Below are 22,786 nucleotides of genomic sequence, written 5' to 3'. Positions count from 1 at the left end.
TCTTCATGCTATGTACTTATTTAATGCAAAAATAGAGAATCCTGCGAAGTTGGAAAAAATGCTCACCGGGCGGAAGCATATAGTTGACATGCTGGTTGAAGCACAACTGCAACAAACGAAAGGTGGTATGCCTTCACAGCATCTTATCATTGGCCCACGAGGCAGCGGTAAAACCCATATCCTCAGGCTCGTATATGAACGCTTGTCAAAAAACGACAAGTACATGCGCAAGCATGAAATCGCTTACATGGTAGAAGAAGAAACCGGAATAGGCTCGTATTTTGATTTGTTACAGCGCATCTTTGAAGCATTAAAGCGGTGGAGTGATGATCCAGTTAAAACTGAATTCCTTATTAATGAGGTCGAGCAGTTGAAAGAAATCCCACCCAGGGAGTGGACTAATAGCGCTGAAAAAATCCTGCGTCGCTTTCTTGATAAAAAAATTCTGCTTATCCTTATCGAAAACTTTGATACCGTCATGCGGGGGATGGATTGGAAGAATAAGGTGATAGAGATATCCCGCCTCAGGGACTTTATTCAGCAATTCAACCAGGTTTCAATCATTGCTACCAATCAATCACTTATTGAAAGCCTTTCTAATGATTCCAATCCTCTTTATGGATTCTTCGATATAATCCATCTTAAACGGCTCGATCTTGACGAATCTCTGGAATTTATTAAAAAGGTGAGCCAGGCCGAGGGTAATGAGGACATGGTGAAATTTATGGAAACGCCCACAGGAAAAGGTTATCTCGAAACCATACATGAATTTACCAGGGGCAACCACCGGCTCTTACTGGTGTTTTATGATTTCCTGAAAGCGGATTTCAGGAGCGAACTCTCGGAAGTTTTTCTTAAATCCCTTGACGAACTGAAGCCCTATTATGATAGTTTTATCAGAAACCTTTCGCCCCAGCAGCAGAAAATAATTCAATACCTCAGCCTTAAACGCAATCCCCAAAAAGGTGCCGACATAGCCCGGGATTGTTTCCTCGACAAAAATACAATATCCAAACTAATCTCGGAACTGCAGCGATTGGGATACTTACATCCGGTAAACGAAACAGGAAGAGACAAGTACTATGATATCAGTGAACCTCTTCTACGTATGTGCATCGAAATCAATGAAGACCGTAATGGAATTATCAAATTGTTCACCAACTTTTTAGGCAAGGTTTTTTCTTCTGGGCAATTGAAAGCAAAATATCTCAGTTATACCTATTTGGAACGTTTTCAACCGGAGCCGCTCAAAAGGCTCTATAATGATGAAGCCAGAATTTATGAAATAGTAAGATCCGACTATTTAAAACATTGGACAGTAAATGAAGAAGATATCAGGAAGCTGGAATCCTGCTGTGATCCGGAAGAGGCCGGCCGGTTAATTGATGAGATATCCACCTGGAAAGAGTTAGATCAATCTTTTATTAAAAGTCTTATATCACTGGGGGACTCCGGGGAATGGGAAAAAGTGATTGAAATGGCACGGGATGCCCTTGTGAGTATGCCCAACAACAATTTTATCCTTGGAATAATAGGTACAGCCAGTGCCATAGTTGGTAAATACGGGGATGCCATTGAAGCTCTTGGGAAAGCCATCGAAATTAATCCAAAAGATGCAGATGCCTATTTCTACAGGGGACTTGCTAAATCAAATATGCAAGATTATGAGGGCGCTATCTCGGATTATTCTTCAGCCATCGAAATCGACCCAAAAGATGTCAAGGCCTATTTTTATCGGGGCTACGTTAAATCAGAAATGCAGGATTATCATGGCGCCATATCGGATTATTCTTCAGCTATCGAAATCGACCCAAAAGATGCTGAGGCCTTTTTCCACCGAGGTTATGCTAAATCAGAAATACAGGATTATAAGGGCGCCGTATTGGACTATTCATCAGCCATCGAAATCGATCTAAAAGATGCCAAGGCATATTTCAACCGGGGCATTGCTAAATCAAATTTGCAGGATTATCAGGGCGCCATATCGGATTTTTCTTTAGCTATTGAAATCGACCCAAAAAACACTAGTGCCTTAATCGCCAGGGGTGTTGTTAAATCAGAGTTGCAGGATTATAATGGCGCTATCTCGGATTATTCTTCAGCTATCGAAATCGACCCAAAAGATGCCGGGGTGTGGAATAATCTTGGGGTTTCATTTGATCGTTATGGACAGCTAAATAAGGCAAAAGAGGCCTTGCAAAAAGCTATCAGCTTCTCTTACGACGAAGATGAGAATGATTTGTTTTTATATTTCTCAACCTATTTGGAAGTTTTGTTTGCCCTGAAGGAAATACAGCTTGCAATTACTGAAGTTGATGCATTTTTTAGAGTAAAAGGCCGATTACCTAAGCTGATTGGAATTGAAGATGCCTTATTACGATTAATCAACAACAACGGTGAAACTGAAATCAAGGAAGTGTTAAGCAGGCTATTAACATTGTGCGAAAGTGAAGGAGCTCTGGACCATCTGGTAGCTCTTATTTCCAATATTGTTTTCGGATTATTACGGAAAAACAACAAAATCGACCCGATGAAGTTTGAAATTCTGAAGCAAATATTGAATGAATTATTTGCAGGTTTACCAGATTTCATCTATCCACTCAGATATCTCGATATCGGCATAAGGTACTTCCTTAAAAAAGACAAGAAAGCTCTTTATGAATTCAGTCAGGAAGAACGAAAAATCTTTGAACGATTCACGAGAGACAAGTCATCCTGATCTTAGCAGACATGTCTAGTAAACTTGCGTTAACAGGGATAACCAAAAGCTTTGTGTTGGCCGGGAGATGAAGTATGAAGAATGAAAAATGTATGATGAAAAATGCTTCATTTTGTAAGCCTTATTCTTAATTTCCCGACTTTCGTCGGGATTTCACTCAGTTTAGCCTCGTTCAACTTCATTTCCCGGCCCATTTTTACCTCAGCAAAATCATCTTTTTCACCTCTTTCTTCTCATTATTCACTTCGAGGGAATAGTAATAAATCCCTTCAGAGAGGTTTTTCGGTGACCAGGTAAACCGATGCTCGCCTGTTTCGGTAAATTCATCAAAAAGAATTTCTACAAGAGCGCCGAAGACGTTGTAGACTTTTATCGAAATTCTTGCTGCATGGGTAATGGAAAAAACGATATTGGTTTTATCGGAAAATGGATTTGGCGAAGCCGACAACCTCAGATCAGTTTTTTGGATGACAGCTACAGATGTATAAATGGAATCAAGTTCATGGAAATATGTTATGAATGTTTCTCCGTAATCCTCACTATAATCAATATAATACAACCTATGATTTAAAGTCGGATCTAACGTGGAGCGGAACACATAAAAGGATCCTGATTGACGTCCGGCCAAGTATTTTACTGACCAATCGTATAAGTCAATAAAACCAGATTCAAATTTAAGCGTCCATGAATATCCAGTATCGATGCTATGAAATATTTTATAATGATAATCAGGCCACCATGAAACAAGGTACAATTCACCCGGCTCAGTACCCCGAGAAATTTGAGGATAAATGCCGGATATCTGCCAAAAAGCAACTGAACTGTCGATTGGGATTTCAGTATAGGTTTGTCCATAATCAACACTATGTACAAAGTTATAACCAACACCAGGTTCACCATAAATACCAAAAAATTCCGGTTCAATAAAGCCGACTTCTGTAAAAGGGCAAATAACGGTAATAGGCAGAAGTTCAAATGATAATCCATAATCTATACTTTTAAAAAAACCTTCATAATTTCCTTTAAAAATTAATCCCGGATTAACACCACTAAAAAAATGGGTATAATCGGGATTATTTCCTCTATATTCCCAATTCACCCCATAATCAAAGCTCACCCACAATTTATTCATTCCGTAAGTATACTGATTATATACGACACCTGGTGTGGCATCGCCAAGCACAAAACTCACCCACATAACCCCAGGTTGGTTCTCAACATTTTCGTACTCCAAAGTCATGGTTTCCCCGTTATTTGACGAATAAAATATGGCATAATGCATGCCGTCATACCCGCCATATGTTTGGGATGAGACATAAATTTCGCCGCGCAAGGCTCCTCTTGTCTGAGCCTAAGATGTGATGCTGAAAAGGCAGAAAAAAACTAAAAGTAATGGTGACTTTTTCATTGCCTAGGTTTTTAGTTATGTAAAGTATTTATTGATTTCGGCTGTGTAATTTTTTTTCTGATCGTCAATTTCTATTTGTATTGAAGTTTGAATAAAAATGTATCAGAGTTTCTTTGGAATGCATAAAAGTACAAAATACATAATGCAATTGTAAGAAATATGTAAAACGGGATGATGAAATGTCCTACTGTAATTTGACATTCATTTTAAGTGAAAGTCAGTAGAGTTTTGGCCGGGAGATGAAGAATGAAAAATATTTGATGAAGAATTTTTTATTTTGTATCTTTAATTCTTCATCTCCCGACTTTCGTCGGGATTTCACTCGGCTTCGCCTCGTTCAACTTCTTTTCCCTGCTTAATAGCCGCTAATGCGCCAGCATGGGAAAATAATTTTCTGTATCATGTAATAAAAACATCTTATCTTCGTCTCATAACATAAACTGTTCAACTACATCTCCTTGGCCGACGTCGTATTGACTATAAACAATCTCACCAAGCATTTTGGGCACATCCATGCTGTAGAGGATGTGTCGCTGGAGGTGCGCCAGGGAGAGGTGTGCGGCATACTGGGGCCGAATGGCAGCGGGAAGACCACGACCCTCGGAATGATCCTGGGTGTGATCAATCCAACACAGGGCAGCTATTCCTGGTTTGGTAAACCACCGTCGCATACCAGCCGGAAACGGATAGGGTCCATCCTTGAACAGCCGCTGTTTTATCCTTATCTGTCTGCCATCAAAAATCTGCAGATCATTTGTGACATCAAAGAGGTATCGTATCATGAGATAGATAAGAACCTTGAACTTGTAAGTCTTTATGACCGACGTAACAGCAAGTTCAGCACATTTTCCTATGGCATGCGGCAGCGTATGGCTATTGCCGCTGCCCTTCTGTGCAGCCCCGATGTCCTGATCCTGGATGAACCCACCAACGGGCTGGACCCGCAGGGCATAGCAGAAGTGCGGACACTTATCAACCGTGTTGCTACCGAGGGTATCACCATCATACTTGCCAGCCACCTGCTCGACGAAGTACAGAAAACTTGCTCCCATGTGGTTGTTCTTGAAAAAGGGAAAAAACTGTTTTATGGTAATGTAAATGAGATCCTCAGCGAGACAGTCCTGGTTGAAATCAGCACTGACCACATGGATAAGCTGAAACTGGCCATCAGTCAATACGATAAGGTAGTTGAAAGTGTTCAGGAAGGCGACAGGCTCATTGTCAAACTGTCGGGAAATACCTCCACACTGGAGCTGAACAGGTTCCTGTACAAAAAAGGCATTGTCCTGTCACATCTGGCACAACGAAAGAAAACACTGGAAAAATACTTTCTGGAATTATTGGATAAATCATAATGCTCCGGCTGATTCACATAGAGATAAAAAAGATTCTGGATTACAAAACCTTTTGGGTTATTGTAGGATTGTATGTGGTTGCTTTAGGCTTCACCCTTTTTGTATCGCAGCTGGTCATCAACAATATCGTCGAACAGGCAGGCAAGTCTGCTCCGATCCCAATACCAAAGATTTCATTATTCTATTTTCCGAAGATATGGCACAACATGGCGTACATCGCCGGATATTTTAATCTTTTCCTTGCCATCATCATCATCACACTGGTTTGCAATGAATTCTCATTCAAGACCATCCGTCAGAATATCATCAACGGGATGAGCCGTGCGGAATATCTCCTTTCAAAGTTGTACCTCATCCTGATCATCAGCCTGTCGGCTACCTTACTTGTTTTCCTGATCGGCCTTGTCCTCGGGCTTATTCATTCATCCTCACCGGAAATTTCCAATATCTTTCATGTAAAACTGCAGTTTTTCCTGGGTTATTTCCTTGAGGTTCTCACTTATATGATATTTGCCTTCTTTCTGGCCTTTTTATTTAAAAGAGCTGGATTGACCATAATTTTTCTTCTGTTTTATACTGTCATTGAACAGATCATTGTCTGGTGGAAGATCCCGTCGGAATGGGTAAAAGTGATGCCAATGAAAGCAATCGGCAGGCTTGTTCATTTTCCGAGTATTCCTCTGCCCGAAATGAACGGGCAGGGATTGAAATTCCAGGATTATGTGGCAGTGTCGGAAGTTGGAATAGCTATATTCTATGCAGCCGTGATGATCGCAGTCATATATTATCATCTGAAAAAGCTGGACATTTGAAAGGAACGCATTCCTTTCTTAATCTTTGATTTTCAATCTCTCATCTCTTTGAGAACCTTCCGCATTTAGCGTTGTAATACCGTAAAATTCTTTTAAAATAAATGTTTTTTATTTATGTACTTTCTTTTGCTTGTCCAAAAGAAAGTACGAAAGAAAAAGACAGCCTGGATTTTCGGCGACCCACTTGGGGCTCGATTCCTAAGCCAGGTGAAATGAGCTCTCGACTTACGTCAATCGCTCTCACCTGGCTTTTAACGGAATCTTCGCCCAGTGGGTACCCCGCCTGCAAATCCTAAGGCATTATAAAATTATGTTTGAAACGATCGGAAAACAGGTAAAAAAACATCGGAAAACTACTTTCCCCTTCCAAATCAAAAATCTATAATCTCCCATCATTAATCTTATATCTCTCCATATCCTCCAGCGCTTTAAGTCGCTGCAGCAACGGTGGATGGGAATAATGGACGAAGACGTATGCAGGATGCGGCCGCAGGTTACTGAGATTATTCACCGAAAGTTTTTTAAGGGCATTTTGTAATGAAGAGGGATTATAGTTTTCACCTGCATACCTGTCAGCCTGGTATTCATGTTTCCGTGACTGTATGTTCATAGCCAGACCGAGCACTAAACTGATGGGGCTGTAAAGCATGCCGAATGCCAGTATGCCTATATGAAAGCTGGCCTGTGATGCTCCAAGTGCCTGCGATAAAGCAGGATTACCAATAAATAACGACAGGATGAACAGCATCAGGCCGGTTTCTGCTATTGAAACAAGGATTCCTGTTCGTGTATGCCTTTTCTTATAATGACCTATTTCATGCGCCAGAACAGCCACCAGTTCATCGGTCGTATGGTCTTTGATAAGTGTATCGTAAAGAACAATACGTTTTTTAACACCCAGTCCGCTGAAATAAGCATTGGCTTTTGATGACCTCTTTGATCCATCGATAACAAAGATATTGTCAAGGCGAAAACCGACACGACTTGCGAAAGATTCTATAGCCAGCCGCAGGTCACCTTCTTCAAGGGGCTTTTGCTTATTGAAAATAGGGACTATTAGTGTAGAATAGAACATAGTCATGAAAATCATGAACATGCTGATGACCCCCCATGCAATAAGCCAGAAAAAACTGCCTGTCGACTGATATATCCATACGATCAATGATAACAATCCTCCTCCGATAACGGCACCCAGCAACCATCCTTTGATCTTATCAAGAATAAATGTTTTTGGTGTGGTCTTATTAAAACCAAACTTCTCTTCGATGACAAACGTGTGATATAACGAAAATGGGGTTGACAGGATATCAGTAGCCAATCCGAGGATTCCAAAGAACATCAGGGCCATAAGTATCGGATGGGAAGTGAAGTGCCTTACAGTGTTGTCAAGCCAGGCAAAACCTCCGAGTAAAAGCATGATTATCATGATTATAAAGGAAAGCGTATCGGTCAGGGTCGAAAAACGCTGGTTAACCTTCAGATAATCCTGCGATTTACGATATTTCTCCGGATCATAGATGCCTTCAAGCTCCTTTGGCAACTCATTATTCCAATACGTTGAATTCAGGTAGTCAAGCAAACGCTCGAGGAAGAAGCCAAAAACCAGTAACGATAAAATAATAATTAGAAGAGGATGTATCATAATGCACATATTAATATTACAAATAGCCCATGAGAAAGTAAATGGGATAACCCACCATTTCATGCATAACTTCTTTCCAAAGGACAAAGCTTTCCAGGTGGGGTACCAGCAGATATTCAATATCATACCGTCGTGGTCCGGTAAATTTACTCACCGGATAAGGCGTGACCTGCAAACCTGCTTTTCTGAAGCACCCTGCTGCCCGTCGCATATGGATGGCCGAAGTAATCAAAAGATAATCTCCTCCGGATGCATTCTGCTTAAGGATTCCGGCACTGTTCACTGCATTCTGGTGAGTGTTGTCAGAAATGGAATCCACATAAATAACTGAATCCGGTATCCCTATTGACACAAGGTAACGTTTCATGAAAGTTGCCTCAAAGCGGCTGCGCAGCACAAGATCACCTGGCCCGCCAGCAATCATCAGTTTACTGATTGTGCCTTTTTTATATAGGTCAATGGCCTGGAATAACCTGTCGGTATTGTACCTGAATATCAGGCGGTCATAACCGGCATCATAATCCACTATATTGCCTCCAAGCACAATAGCTGCATCGTACCTTTCTTTTAAATCCTCAGTCCTGGTCATCCTGACTTCCCATAACCGCACCACCTCATCCACAAGAAAGTGATTGGAAAACAGGTAAAACAACACGACACTCACAAATATCAACCGTTTTGACCGTCCGGGCTTTCTGACTATCAATGCTATAATCAATAAACCAAGGATCCAGAAGAGCGGATTTAACAGGTAGGAAAGAATTTTAGACAGCACGAAAAACATCTTATAACATCATTAATCCCGGGTTTTGGTTTAGTCTACCATCAGTATGATCCTCTGATCTTGCGTATAAACCACTCCACCGATAATAAACCGGCAATCAGAACCAGCACCCATAAAATATTATTCAACTTATTATACCGTTTCTGGGCGTAAATCACGGTTTTAATATCCTGCCGGTCTTTAAGAGTATTCCTGATATCATTGATCTGAGCAGGAAAAAACATTTTACCGCCATTATTTTTTACCAGGTTAAACAACAGGTTATGGTTGGCAACTGTATTGATTTTCTCTATGTTCAGAGCTTCGACCGAAAATTGTCCGGTGCGTTCATACAGATCATTCCCAACCTTCACATGTGCCTGATAGGAGTAATTTCCAACCGGAAAAGACCCGGTAGAGAGATGATAAGCGCCAGCTGTCCGTCTAAAGACATAAGGGAACTTTTCATCATTATCATTCCTGATGATGATCTCCACTTCAGGGTCAGTGATGGGCTCGTAATTTTTCGTATATACTTCGGCATCAAATTCCACAGTTTCATTTTCGAGAAAACGGTTTTTGCAGAAGATCCTGAAAAAGCTGCGGTCTTCCTTTACAGACAGATACTGTATCGTTTTCAGAATAAATTCATTAAAAGCCAGATGCTGATCATTACGGGCATAATCCATTAAACGCCACTTCCAGAGGCCTTCACCGGTGATGACGCCGGTCTTGACATCCTGGCCCTGATTAAATAAGACCATCGGCATAGAGGTCGTTATTTTACCTATTCGCTGGAAAAATAATATATTGACTGAGGGGGTGGTTTTATATTCACAAAACGGAGTCATCAGAGGTGGAAAATCATTGTACATGCGGCGTGTTTCGTCGCTGATACCGAATAAAACAAAACCGGGATTTATCGCCGGTAAAGCTTCATTATATTTATCACTGACACCTTCCAAAATAAGACCGGTGCTGAGCTGATTGAAGGCTACAATATTGGATTGTGTTCCAATAATATAGAGAACAGGAATTTTTGAGGCGGTCAATTCAGTCAACACACGCAACGCCGGCTCTTGTCTTGATGGCAGTTGATGCAGTATGACCAGATTGAATTTCGATAGTGGCTGAGTAAAAGCATCCACCAGATAATCTTCGACTTCATAGTTGTAATTGCTTTCGATGGCCTGTTTCATGGCAGAGATATCGGGATGAGGGGCAGCAGCCAGGATAAGAATTTTCTGGCGGTCATCGAGCACATCCACGAAAATATCAGTGTAGTTATTCACCAGGCTGATCTCATCTTTCAGAGGGGCGAGGCTAATACGGTACCGCTGCAATCCGCTTGCCTTTGCTTCAAGCTCAAGGAGGATATTTTCAGTGTGATTATCGCCTCTCAGTGCAACATTTTTTGTGAATAAAAGCTCTCCGTCTTTTGTGATATCCAGTTTGGTCGTCAATCCGTCACATTTATATGCCCTGACCAGTACCTCCACAGGGAATTTATTTCCCCGGTATGCCATCCTATTATAATTCACCTTTGCCAGGATGAGGTCCTTTTGCACAGTTGTATCACCAAGGGCAACTGTATAAACCGCAAAGCGGTTTTTCTGCGAACCATATACCGGATTCATTCCTTTATTGTAAACACCATCGCTGGCAATTATTATTCCTCCGACATTACGGTTCGAATAGCGTGCCTGCAAGTCATTAAAAACTTCAGAAATATCAGTCTGCTTTTCAGAAAATAATCCCGGAAGACCAGCATATCCTTTTTCGATGGCATTCACACCGTCGCCGAATGTATAAAGACTTACATCATAATCCTTTTTTAAATCGCTGATCAGAATATCGATTGCTTCAGGATAAGCATGGAGATAATAGGTGGAATCTTTCCCGGCAATAACCGACTGGGAATTATCCTGGGCGAAAATGATCACAGGCTTCTCATACGATCGTGTTATGGATTTCAACAGCGGAGAGAGGAGTAAAAAGGCGATCAGGCTGATGGAAATAAACCGGATCACACCCAGCAGGTTGTGCATCCACACCGGCAGTTCATCCTTTCTGTTACGCAGGTAGAGGATGACGGAGAATAGTGCACCAGTTAATAAACATAACAGGATGAACCAGCCGGAGTAATCGATGACGATGCTGAGAATCAAGGATGCAGGTTGTTAAAGGTTATAAGTTGCAAGTTACAAGTTGCAGGTTGCAAGTTACAGGTTGACGAACTGAAGACTTGAAACCTGAAACCTGTAACCTGCAACCTGAAGACCACCAACATCTGTTCTACTACTAGTATTTATAATCCGTCAGAACGGAATATCCCATCATCTTTCCTTTCTTGTCGAAGGTTTCGGACCGCACCACGCCAACATCCTTTGCATACCAGCTCACACTGCTGCTGGTCATTTTGATCCCCGATTTGGTTTCCATGTCCTGCGATAACTTGTAGCATGTAAAAGTTCCTGCAGGAACCGTAATATCTTCGACAGCTTCAACTTTCCGGTTCATAATTTTAACGGAGAATGCCACCATTTTCATGCTGCCCATCTGCATGGTGAATGTAATGAATGCATCCTTCAGGGTCTGTCCCGGCTGCATGTTCGATGGTATCTCCATATTATCTGATTCGACTGTCACTTGCATGTCTTTCATCGATTCCATCGATTGCTTATCCAGGAAATTTTTCATATCCATATAGAATACGCCATCTTTACAGTACATCTGAACCTGGTTGGTGAATGACTCCTTATCCTTTTCATCAAAACACTTTACATCGACAGTAACCGTAATTGTATTACCCTGAACCTCTTTTTTGATGACCGTATTTTTGACCGTACCAGTCAATTTATTTTTTTCGTCATAGTTCTTCATTTCAAGATACGAACCTTCCTTCATCGGAAAATAGGCTTCGCATTCCTGTGCAATTGTATATCTGGCTATAATGATTAATGACACAGCCACAACGGAAATTTTCAAAAAGTTTTTCATACTAGTGAATTTTAATTAGACTGTTAAAAATCAATTGATCATATACATTTTTAGCTGGTACTTTTAAGTGTACATACCACCGCAAACCTGAATGACTTGTCCGCTGATAAAATCCGACAGGTCAGATGCCAGGAAAAGTGCAACATGAGCCACATCTTCCGGTTTACCTGCACGGCGCAGAGGTATCTTTTTGATCAAGTTTTCCCTGATCTCTTCGGGCAGTTTACGAGTCATATCTGTTTCGATATATCCGGGCGCGATGGCATTACAACGGATATTACGAGTGCCCAATTCTTGTGCAACCGACTTGGTGAAACCGATCAATCCGGCCTTGGAAGCAGAGTAATTTGCTTGTCCTGCATTACCGCTGATGCCAACGACCGAACTCATGTTGATAATGGTTCCATAGCGGTTGCCAAGCATGTGCCGCTGGATGGCCTTAGTCATGTTGAATACCGACTTCAGGTTGACTTTGATGACAGCATCCCATTCAGCTTCGCCCATGCGGAGGAGGAGGTTATCCTTTGTGATGCCGGCATTATTGACCAGTATATCGATCTTTACAAAATCGGCGAGCACATCATTTACCAGTTTTTCACAATCGGTGAATGATCCGGCGTCGGATGCATAGCCTTTGGCTTTGATGCCCATATTTGCCAGCTCATTTTCAAGAGTCTCCATATGTTCATCTCTGAAAAGATCGGTAAAGGCAATCTGGGCGCCTTCAGTAGCAAAACAAAGGGCTATCGCACGTCCTATGCCCCTCGAGGCACCGGTTATCAGAGCGGTTTTCCCTTCAAGAAGTCTCATGATTTTAAGGTATTACTGGGAAAAATAAATTTATGCATTTATTTAATATTTATTGCACATTATTCAATAGCTTCAAGCTGCAAGCTGAGCGAAGCGCAGCTGAGCGAAATCCCGACAAAGTCGGGACTACAAGTTGAGCAAATTTAAATCCACTTTACTAATGCAAACGCCTGTCGGTGAGGCAACAATTGACTTTTAGGGAACATCCTGAAGGCATAGTCATATACCCCTGCTTTATCCATAGGAATTTCACAGAAATACTTGACATTTCCGTTGGACCGGCCCATCATTTTCATTTCCTTGGAATGAATGATCTCTTTCACCTCATCATTTTCTTTCTGTCCAAAGATCACTTCAATACCGATATCCTCAGCTGACAGTTCATTGAGATCCAGGACTACTTCGGCTGTAAAAGCGCCACCCTGTTTGAGAGGGCTTGCTGTAGAATCAGGCACATTAACCGATATAACCTCAATATCATCCCAGGCATTAAGTATTTTTCTCTTCCATGAGGCGATTTTCCGTGCCAGATGATAATTATCCTTTTTGATCTCGGTGGCCTGTTGAAACATCTGGGTATAGAACATGGAGAAATAATCATTCAGCATCCGTTTTGTTGTATAATTCGGAGCGATCTCGGAAATGGTATTTTTAATATAGCCAATCCACTTCTCAGGTACACCTTTATGGTCTCTGTCATAAAACATCGGGATGATCTGGTCTTCAAACATATTATAAATGATTTCGGCATCCAGTTCATCCTGAAACTGCAGGTTGTTATACGTTTCTGTATCCGGCACGGCAAAGCCGGCATTGGGACGGTAGCCTTCGGCCCACCAGCCATCAAGGACGCTGAAATTGACCACACCGTTCATGACGGCTTTCTCACCACTGGTGCCTGATGCCTCCAGTGGCCTGGTAGGTGTGTTGAGCCAGACATCCACACCGGATATAAGTCGTTTAGCCAACTCTATATCATAATTTTCGACAAAAATGATTTTACCGGCGAATTCAGGCTTTCTGGCTACTTCAATAATTTTTTTAATAAGTTCCTGACCTGCATTATCATGTGGATGTGCTTTGCCGGCAAAAATAAATTGCACCGGATACCCTTTGATATTGACAAGACCGGATAGCCGGTTAAGATTTGAGAAAAGCAGATGGGCTCGCTTATATGTCGCGAAACGCCGCGCAAATCCGATAGTCAGGGCATGTTCATTTAATGTTGCCAGGGTCTCAAGTATCAATTTGGGATTCTCCTGGCGTATGGTCATGTCTTTTGAAATCCGTTCCTTGATATAATTGACCAATGTTGTACGGTGCTGTTGACGGAGATCCCATATTTTTTCATCATTGACATGGTGAATTTTTTGCCAATATTCAGGATTAGACTGGTCCGACAGGAAGCTGTCGCCAAACTGAGCCCTGTAAAGTTTCTGCCAATCCATGGATGCCCATGTTGGAAAGTGCACACCATTGGTCACATAACCGATAGATATTTCCTGTGGAAAATACCCTTCAAATAAGGTTTGGAACATTTCCTGCGTCACCTTTCCGTGGATGCGGCTCACGCCGTTTATTTCCTGGGAGAGATGGGCAGCCAGGACACTCATCGAAAATTTTTCTGAAAGATCGTCAGGCCTGAACCTGCCGAGGTTCATAAAGTCCTCCCATGTAAGCTTTAAACGATCAGCATAATGCGGTAAATAGGTACGCAGAAGGTCTTCAGGAAAGGCGTCGTGTCCGGCAGGAACAGGTGTGTGGGTTGTAAACAGCGACGATGACCTCACGATCTCGAGGGCTTCCTGAAAAGAAAATTTCTTACCCTGTACCAATTTTCTCAGACGCTCCAGCCCGATGAAAGCAGCATGACCCTCATTACAATGGTATAAGTCAGGTTCAACATTCATAGCATCGAGAATACGAATACCGCCGACACCCAGCAGCAATTCCTGTTTCAGCCGGTTTTCAACGTCACCGCCATAAAGCTGGTGCGTGATGGAACGGTCATTTTCTGAATTTTCGGAAATATCCGTATCCATGAGATATAATGGCACACGCCCTACCTCAACTTTCCATACCTTGGCATAGACCACACGTCCCGGCAAAGCCAGGCTGATTTTAATCCAGCCACCATCGGCATCACGGACAGGTATCAGCGGCAAATGCGAAAATTTATGCGGCGTATAGGTAGCCAGCTGATCACCGAAAATGGATATCTTCTGATTGAAAAAACCATAGCGGTACATCAATCCGATTCCAATGATATTGACATTTATGTCGCTGGCCTCTTTCAGGTAGTCACCGGCCAGCATGCCAAGTCCACCGGAGAATAGCCTCAGGGTATCATGGAGACCATATTCCATGCTGAAATAAGCGATCATTTCAGCGGGCTTCTCCTCCGCCTTCTTCATATATTCGTCAAACAGGTCATAGACCTTGTCAAGAGTACTCATGAAATGGTGGTCATGCTGCAGTTTATTGAATGTCTCCATACTCAGCGACTCCAATAAAGCTATAGGGTTGTTATTCAATCCTTTCCAGCCGTGAGGATCAATCATCTCAAAAAGTTCATACGCCTCATAGTGCCAGGTCCACCATAGATTCATCGAAATCTTCTGCAGCTTTTCAAATATTTTGGGAATTTCCTGATTCACCAGTATTTTCCGCCAATCAGGTCTGGCAGGTGTAAATCTTTTATGAACCGTTATCTGGTCATGTTGTTTTCCCTTGAAGAGGTCGGAACGGGTATCGGTTTTCCTGAGTGCAAGGGAAAACGCATCGAAATAATTCCTGATAAGATTTTCCCATAGAGCAATGCGTGAAATATCCCAGGCTTTCTTTCGGATAAGGTCCCTTTTCGCCGGTGATTTACGGATGAAATCATTAAGCTTTTCAGTGAGCTGGTCAACAACCCTGTCATCATCATGATCTCCCCGTTCGATGAGTTCAATACCCAAAGTGGTATCGCCATTTCTCAAATGTACCCATTGTCCAAAACCTGACAGGGAAGTGGTGATAGCTGGGATATGGAAGGCTAAGCTTTCGAGTGGTGTATAACCCCAGGGTTCATAATAGGAAGGGAATACGGAAATATCGAATCCGATAAGGAAATCATAATAGTCCAGATTAAAGATGCCATCGCTGCCATTGAGATAGGAAGGTACAAACATGACCTTGACGCGGTCGTGCGGGCTGTTGTGAAGATTGTTTTCCCTAATCATCCGGATGACAGGATCATGTTCAACATCATGTAATCCATGGGTTAAAATCTCATCCGACAAAGGATTGCTCATATCCGGTGTGCCAATGCGCTGAAGGACATCCTGTCGCGGCCCACTGTGGTTAGAAGGAACTGCAATGACAGCCAGAAGCTGGCCCGGCAGGTCGCTAATGGAGTTAAGACGTCCCAAAGCCTTTATAAAAAGATCTATGCCCTTATTTTTAAACTCATACCTCCCGCTGTTAATCACCAGTATGCTATCCGAAGGAATATCCTGATTAAATAAGGCTTTTGCAACGTTAATAATTACATTTCTTGACTCATTTCTTCTCCCTGTAAATTCACCGGTAACCGGAACAAACGAATCATCGAAACCATTGGGTGTGATGATATCCGGGTCTCTCTTGAGAAAATAATGGCATTCATTGGCTGTGATAGGGCTGACTGTAGTAAATGTGTCGCATTCAACAGCGGCTAATTTTTCCAATGAAAACTTCGATCTGATACCAAAATTTGATGCCATAGCTTCGGCATCATATATCGGAAGATCACCGTACAGAGGAAGGCCATTGCCAGCGATACTGCGTCCGACAATGGTAGCGTGTGTAGTGAAGACTGTGGCTGCCTGTGGAACGTATTCTTTGAGATACAATACCCCTGCGCCTGTCATCCACTCATGAAAGTGGGCTACCAGCCTGTCATGAGCGGTAAGATAATAATTATAAAAGCTTTCGATGACTTTAGCAGCTGCATATCCAAATAAGGCCGGTTCAACATAATCCCATTGCCCGGTGATAGAGTCCAGTTTATAACTCTCCCAGAAATGCGCAAATATTTTATTCTTATTAGGAAAATATGGAGTGAAATCAACCAGAATGACGACAGGGTTGCCGGCAATGTTCCATCGTCCGATCCTGAAACGCAGACCTTCCAGTTCTGCTTTATCCCGCCACGATTTATATAAACCTGCATCGTCAATGAACTCATTATTTTCACTCATCTCCTTCATCACATCAGGTCCGATGAGAATGTAATTATCTCCCAGTTCTTTCACCATACTTGATGCCTTCGTCGAAAGAACAGTGTATATGCCACCAATCTTATTGCATACTTCCCAGCCTGTTTCAAAAATATAATCTGGTCTGACCTGCCGCACTACGCTGTTAACTGTATTCATCTCCCTTCCGTGTTTGAGTGTGCAAAGATAGTTTTATTTAAATAGATGAATAATCTAAAGGAATGTTGACTTTATCGCGCCGCCATCCAGGCAATATACCTGTCCGGTGACAAATCCCGAAAAAGGCGAAAGAAGCCATACAGCGAGAGAGGCGAAATCATCAGGAGCTCCCATGCGGCCAACCGGAATTCTCCTGATAGCCTGTGTTTTTGCTTCATCGAAAGGTATATTGAGCTGCTCGCTTTTCTTCCGGAATAGTCTTTTCACAGCTTCCGTATCATGGTGTCCAGGCCCGATAACGTTGGATGTAATGCCCTTGGATGCATATTCTTCAGATAATGTTTTAGAAAATCCTGTTATGGCCAGCCGAAGCGCATTACTGAGAACCAGATTTTCAACAGGTTGCTTTACCGCTGAACTTTCACTGAAAAGTATCCGACCATAATGCTGTTCAATGAATTTTGGGAGGAGCGATTTGATCAGGCTGACTTTCCAGCGGACCAATAATTGATAAGCTGCATCCCAATCCTCTAATGTAGTCTCTGCAATGGATTTAGCCGGTGGGCCACCAGCATTGACAAACACCCCGTCAAGTCGCCGGTCACCTGTTGCTTTGACTATCCTGTCAAGAGTTTCGGATTGTATCACATCGCCACTGACTACTGAAATCTTCCCTGGATAAGTAAGTTCCAGATTATTAAGGATTTCAGATCTTCGTGCCACAGTGATGACATTGGCACCCTCAGATACAAGTGCCCTTGCTACCGCATTTCCAAGTCCGGAACTGGCACCGGTGACAATAAATAATTGGTCCTTTATCAGTAAATCCATTATGGTAAATAGTTTGTTGAAAATTTTTTACAGCAGCAGATCCTACTTTTTAGAGCGTTTGCCAGCCTTCACTGCCGGTTTTTTCCCCTTCTTAACGGTCGTCTTAACCTTAACGGTCGCAGGTTTTGCTGCAGGCTTCCTTTCGCTCTTCTTCCTTGTTACTTTTCTTCCTTTTCCCAGCTCACTCTTCTTCTCCTCTTTGGTTACCTGCTCAGGGATAAATGAACCACTTAACCTGTCATCAATCCTTATCATAAAATCAGCAAGGACATTCATATAGTTAATGAATGAATCGTATGGGGATGGATAGGGATTGAAAAACTTATGGACATATCCATTGGAGAACCATTTTGTACACATGTAATAAAAATGATCACTACCCTGCAGATAACGCCAGTCATTGATCAGTTGCGGATCATTGGTGCTTTTTACCTTTTGCTCAATACTATAGAGGTTGTTAAAGGCTTCATCCTGGAGTTCATTGCCGAGCCAGGCTGTGAGGTCCCTTTCTTCGTCGGCCCAGGAAATAGCATGAGGGACATGAATGGAAGAGACAGGTTGCAGCTTTGTGGATAGTTCATAAGGGGTGTTGAACGTAAACTTAGTCTTAGCGAACACTTTCCGTGGCAGATCTCTCAGAAACTCAAAGATACCTGTCTCCTTCCACTGACGTTCACCAAAAGTTTCATAATCAACGAAGATGTTCACCACTTCTTCATGCGAAGGGATGGCATTCAGCCAATCAGCAAATTTCTCGGTGGTCATAGGCCACTCATTCCAGTCTTGCAAGGAAAAACGGAATGACAGATCATCGCTCAACCTGAAATTTCTAAGCAAGAGTTTCAACTTGGGAATCCTGGAGCTGCAATACATGTAATTGGGGCTTTTCCATCCCAGTATGTGCTTTGCTCCCTCGGTAAGCATCATGTCAAATCCCATATCGAACACCATCTCACCGATGTCATCCGAATAAATCAGTTCTGTGTTTCGGAAAGTCCTGGGTTTCTGGCCAAAGAGGATCTCCATTTTCTGGCTATGCAGGCGCACCTGTTCGAAAAATTCCTCCCTGCTTTTCAACGATGACAAAGAATGTGCATAGGTCTCGGCTATGAACTCCACGCAACCTGTGGCAGCAAGCTTTTGAAAACTTTCAATGACCTCAGGAGCGACAGATTCCAGCTGATCAATGGCGGTTCCGGAAATGGAATAACTTACCTTAAATGAACGGCCATATTCTTTTATCAGATCCAGGATGACCTTGTTGGCAGGAAGATAGCACTTCTCAGCAACACGTTTGATGATAGAGCGGTTCAGGTAATCATCATAATAATAATGGTCTTTTCCGATATCAAAAAACCGGTATGTCCTTAATCTGAAAGGCTGGTGTACCTGGAAATAATAACAAAGAGATCTCATTTATTTTTATGTTATACGTTATTCGAGCATTTGTGGATATTTAGCTGCCTGACTTTCACCCTAACTTGTCCCCTTCCTCATCAGGTGATGAAGTCAGGGGGTGAGGTTCATGACATCCTCATAAACCTGTTTCACTTTCAATGCTGCATCTTCCCATTTAAGGTTATCCACTTCATCTTTACCATATTTTTTAAACATTGCCGACAGAGCTTCATAATGCAATAAGCCATAAATTGAGTCGGCCAGGGCATCCACATCCCAGAAATCTATCTTCAGGGCATGCCGTAAAACTTCGGCGACACCCGATTGCCGTGAAATGACGACAGGTACATTTGAACGCATGGCTTCGAGGGGAACGATGCCAAAAGGTTCAGATACTGATGGCATGACGAAGACGTCGGTCATAAGGAACATACGATCGACTTCCTGACCCTGCAGAAATCCTGTGAAATGAAACCTGGTAGCCATCCTGAGTGTGGCAACCCGCCGTATCATTTTTTTCATCATATCTCCCGAACCAGCCATAACAAATCTGACCTGGCTGTCTCTTTCAAGTACTTTCTTGGCCGCTTCAACAAAATATTCAGGTCCTTTCTGGTAGGTGAGCCTTCCCAGAAAAGTGACGATCTTTTCCTTTACACCTCTTGAGGTATCCGAAAAGTCTGCCTTATCCACAGGTTCGACAGCATTATGAACTGTAACGACTTTATCAGGATCAATTCCATATCGCTGAATGACGATCTGACGTGTCAGGTTGCTGACTGTAATTACCCTGTCGGCTGTTTCCATGCCCTCGCGTTCGATGTCATAGATATTCTGGTTCACGTTTTCACCTGAACGGTCAAATTCAGTGGCATGCATGTGCACGACGAGAGGTTTTCCACTGACCGATTTAGCTGCCATGCCTGCCGGGTAAGTGAGCCAGTCATGTGCATGGATGACATCGAAATCCTGTGAAGCTGCCACAGCAGAAGCTACCAGCGCATAGCGGGAAATCTCCTCGAAAAGATCCTTGTTATATTTTCCTGAAAATTCAAACCGTTTTGAGAACACCCCCTTTGTGACGGTCTGCTTTTCCAGTTCCTGTTGTACAATAATGTCGGTGAACTCTTCCGGGGCAACGTAGGGTATAAGATTTGATCCTATCTGAAGGAAGGTGATTCTTTTCCAGTATTCATTGTACTCCGGATCGGAGGTATCTATCGAGAAGTCACTGGCATTAATCAGTCTGACAGCTTCCTGGTTTTCATCGCCATAAGCTCTTGGTACAACAAAGATGACCTCTGTCCCATGCTTCATTAATCCTTTGGTCAATCCAAAGCATGCTGTGCCAAGTCCTCCGGTGATATGAGGCGGAAACTCCCAGCCGAACATTAGTACTCTCATTGATGTTGTTCTATTATTTATTTCTTTTCGTGTCCGTTGTCAAGTCGGCAGTCAACAGTAGGCAGTCAGCAGTTTACTGCGTTTAAAGTGACTGCCGACTGTCGACTGTCGACTGCCGACTGCCGACTCATGTTTCATACTTCTTCAGCATCTTTCCAATCCTCAGCAACTCGGCAACGCTCCAAGCCTGTGATATAGCCCCGCCAGCCTTATGCGGAGGGTCTCCATCATAAAGCTCCGCAATGGTACCAATTCCATAATCCTGAATCACCTCTTCAAAGCCACTATAGAGGAGTTTGACAAACCTTAAACCAGATTTTCCATGAATGCGGAGATAACCCTCGACGAAATGGCCCAGCAACCAGGGAAATACGCATCCGTTGTGATAAATCCTGTCGCGTGTCGATTGATCACCATAATACACTCCCTGATAATCGGGGTGACTTGGTGAGAGTGTCCGTAAACCGCGTGAAGTCAGCAATTCATTACGGATCACGTCGAGTATACTTTTTCTTTTTTCCTCATCTAACGGTGTATACGGCAAGGATGTAGCAAAGACCATGTTCGGCCGCACATCAAAGTTCTTATAGTCACCATCAACATAGTCGGCAAGATAACCTTTTTTATCATCCCAAAATGTATCGATGAAAGACAAGGGTATCATAGATGATATATCCTGCCATCCTTCGATAAAGGATGTATCGTCCATGATCCTGCTGAGTTCCAGACTAAACATGATCGCATTATACCAGAGAGAATTGACTTCGACAGGCATGCCGGCCCGCGGTGTAACCGGCTTGCCGTCAACGATGGCATCCATCCACGTCAGGGCTTTACCTGTTTCTCCGGCATATATCAGGCCATTATCCAGCATCTTTAAATTGAACAAATCACCATTCCGGTAACCTTCCAGTATCGTCTTCATTTTATGGCCATATTCTTTCCAAACCTGCTGTTTGCGGTTCGTATGCATAACATATTGCTGTAAAGCCCAGAAAAACCATAAAGGTGCATCCACTGAATTATATGATAGCTCCTGGCCTGTACCGAAGTTAGGGAAAAGAGAACCGTGGAGATCCTGAAGTATGGTGTTGATGACTGCGATAAACGTCTGAGGATTCTCCAGCACCAATGTTAAACCGGGAAGAGAAATGAAAGTATCCCTACCCCACCTGCCAAACCAGGGAAAGCCTGCAATAATATCAGTCCTCTTACCACGCCTGACAATGAATTGTTGCGCAGCATTGCCAAGGCAGTTTTCGAAACTGTCGCGTGGGATCCTTTTCTTTACTTCATCGCTAAATGCACGTTTGAGAGTAGTAACAGTTATTGGGCTCAAACCTGCTGAAAAAATTATACTCTCCCCCTTCTTTATAGATATTTCAAAGTATCCCGGCGTATAAAGATCTTCCAGGCAGTCGTACCCTCTCTCCTTTTCACGGATATATTCAAAATTATAGTACCAGTCAGGCACATGAGTGTATTCCGGTGGCTTTGAAAACTGCATATGGAGATGGGAATATCCCTGGTACATCCTTACCTTTATACCGTTTTCAATAAGCTGATATTTCTTTTCAACAAAATGATTGGCCTTGCTCAAATGATGGTGATTCCGGAATGACATAAAAGGCCGGAGCCTCAACAACGTTGGGGAATGCGCATCAACAAGGGTATAACGGAATAATATGCGGGCATCATTGGATAAAAACAACCGCTCCTTTTGCAGGACAACTCCACCCACACGGTATGTAAGAACAGGTATCGGATCTGCTTCAAAATCAGTGACATATTTATGTCCTTTGGGCATGTACACCTCTCCTTTGAATTTATGAATACCCAGGTTAAATTCAGTGCCATGCTGGATTATTGTTTCATCAAACGCAGTAAGGAGAACATGATTATCGCCATCAATAGCGGGTTGAGGAGCTATTAAAAGACCATGATACTTGCGGGTATTACACCCAATGATGGTGGTACACGCATATGATCCGGCCCGGTTCGACCTTAACAACTCCCTGTTCAGCGAATACTCAAGGTTTACCAACTGCGTTTTATCAAACTTTATATAACTCATTTTAAGAAATTTAATCTATAGTTATAGCAGATCATCCAAAATTATTGAAACCTTCAAAATTAGGCATTTATCTTCATTGGAATTATTCTTAATTTTACAAATCCTTTTCCGATACTGCAATTTTTTTTTGTGACATGAACAAAATTTTACGACCTTTGTTTATTCTCTAT

At 42.6% G+C, this 22,786-nt stretch carries 14 protein-coding genes; 3 read left to right on the top strand and 11 right to left on the bottom strand.

Annotated features, from left to right (window positions below; genetic code table 11):
- Positions 1 to 10: 10 nt before the first annotated feature.
- Positions 11 to 2,719, top strand: a complete 2,709-nt coding sequence (locus NT175_03860) for a tetratricopeptide repeat protein (protein MCX6233845.1) — start codon at positions 11 to 13, stop codon at positions 2,717 to 2,719.
- 196 nt (positions 2,720 to 2,915) lie between these two features.
- Here NT175_03860 and NT175_03855 read toward each other — a convergent pair whose 3' ends face one another.
- Entirely contained in the window at positions 2,916 to 4,052 is a 1,137-nt protein-coding gene (locus tag NT175_03855; protein MCX6233844.1) for a T9SS type A sorting domain-containing protein, read from the bottom strand.
- 533 nt (positions 4,053 to 4,585) lie between these two features.
- Between NT175_03855 and NT175_03850 the strand changes: the two genes are divergently transcribed.
- Positions 4,586 to 5,482, top strand: a complete 897-nt coding sequence (locus NT175_03850; GenBank protein MCX6233843.1) for an ATP-binding cassette domain-containing protein — start codon at positions 4,586 to 4,588, stop codon at positions 5,480 to 5,482.
- Complete coding sequence (locus tag NT175_03845) at positions 5,482 to 6,294, top strand: ABC transporter permease (protein MCX6233842.1); 813 nt, start codon at positions 5,482 to 5,484, stop codon at positions 6,292 to 6,294. The genes NT175_03850 and NT175_03845 overlap by 1 nt, the downstream gene beginning before the upstream one ends.
- Positions 6,295 to 6,673: 379 nt before the next feature.
- On the opposite strand, the gene NT175_03840 is transcribed toward NT175_03845, so the two are convergent.
- The 10 genes from NT175_03840 to NT175_03795 all read right to left on the bottom strand — a co-directional run bounded on the left by NT175_03840 (position 6,674) and on the right by NT175_03795 (position 22,616).
- Complete coding sequence (locus NT175_03840; GenBank protein MCX6233841.1) at positions 6,674 to 7,936, bottom strand: M48 family metallopeptidase; 1,263 nt, start codon at positions 7,934 to 7,936, stop codon at positions 6,674 to 6,676.
- 16 nt (positions 7,937 to 7,952) lie between these two features.
- The gene (locus tag NT175_03835; GenBank protein MCX6233840.1) at positions 7,953 to 8,711 is read right to left on the bottom strand and encodes a YdcF family protein; all 759 of its coding nucleotides are present in this window, start codon (positions 8,709 to 8,711) and stop codon (positions 7,953 to 7,955) included.
- 50 nt (positions 8,712 to 8,761) lie between these two features.
- Positions 8,762 to 10,867 carry a hypothetical protein gene (locus NT175_03830; GenBank protein MCX6233839.1) on the bottom strand — a complete coding sequence of 702 codons (2,106 nt, stop codon included), beginning with the start codon at positions 10,865 to 10,867 and terminating at the stop codon, positions 8,762 to 8,764.
- 133 nt (positions 10,868 to 11,000) lie between these two features.
- Positions 11,001 to 11,699, bottom strand: coding sequence for a hypothetical protein (locus NT175_03825; protein ID MCX6233838.1), 699 nt, complete (start codon positions 11,697 to 11,699; stop codon positions 11,001 to 11,003).
- A gap of 63 nt (positions 11,700 to 11,762) precedes the next feature.
- Positions 11,763 to 12,509, bottom strand: a complete 747-nt coding sequence (gene fabG / locus NT175_03820; protein ID MCX6233837.1) for a 3-oxoacyl-[acyl-carrier-protein] reductase — start codon at positions 12,507 to 12,509, stop codon at positions 11,763 to 11,765.
- A gap of 143 nt (positions 12,510 to 12,652) precedes the next feature.
- Entirely contained in the window at positions 12,653 to 16,909 is a 4,257-nt protein-coding gene (gene glgP, locus NT175_03815) for an alpha-glucan family phosphorylase (GenBank protein MCX6233836.1), read from the bottom strand.
- 54 nt (positions 16,910 to 16,963) lie between these two features.
- Entirely contained in the window at positions 16,964 to 17,740 is a 777-nt protein-coding gene (locus NT175_03810) for an SDR family oxidoreductase (protein MCX6233835.1), read from the bottom strand.
- 42 nt (positions 17,741 to 17,782) lie between these two features.
- A complete protein-coding gene (locus NT175_03805) occupies positions 17,783 to 19,156 on the bottom strand; it encodes a glycoside hydrolase family 57 protein (protein ID MCX6233834.1) in 1,374 nt (457 codons plus the stop codon).
- 93 nt (positions 19,157 to 19,249) lie between these two features.
- The gene (locus NT175_03800; GenBank protein MCX6233833.1) at positions 19,250 to 20,542 is read right to left on the bottom strand and encodes a glycosyltransferase family 4 protein; all 1,293 of its coding nucleotides are present in this window, start codon (positions 20,540 to 20,542) and stop codon (positions 19,250 to 19,252) included.
- Between the two features lie 127 nt (positions 20,543 to 20,669).
- Positions 20,670 to 22,616, bottom strand: coding sequence for a glycogen debranching enzyme N-terminal domain-containing protein (locus tag NT175_03795; protein ID MCX6233832.1), 1,947 nt, complete (start codon positions 22,614 to 22,616; stop codon positions 20,670 to 20,672).
- Between the last annotated feature and the right edge of the window lie 170 nt (positions 22,617 to 22,786).

The organism is Bacteroidota bacterium (genome assembly GCA_026391695.1).
Lineage (GTDB): Bacteria > Bacteroidota > Bacteroidia > Bacteroidales > JAGONC01 > JAPLDP01.
Note: the sequence above shows the minus strand (reverse complement) of the source record. Positions and strands in the feature narration are given on the sequence as shown.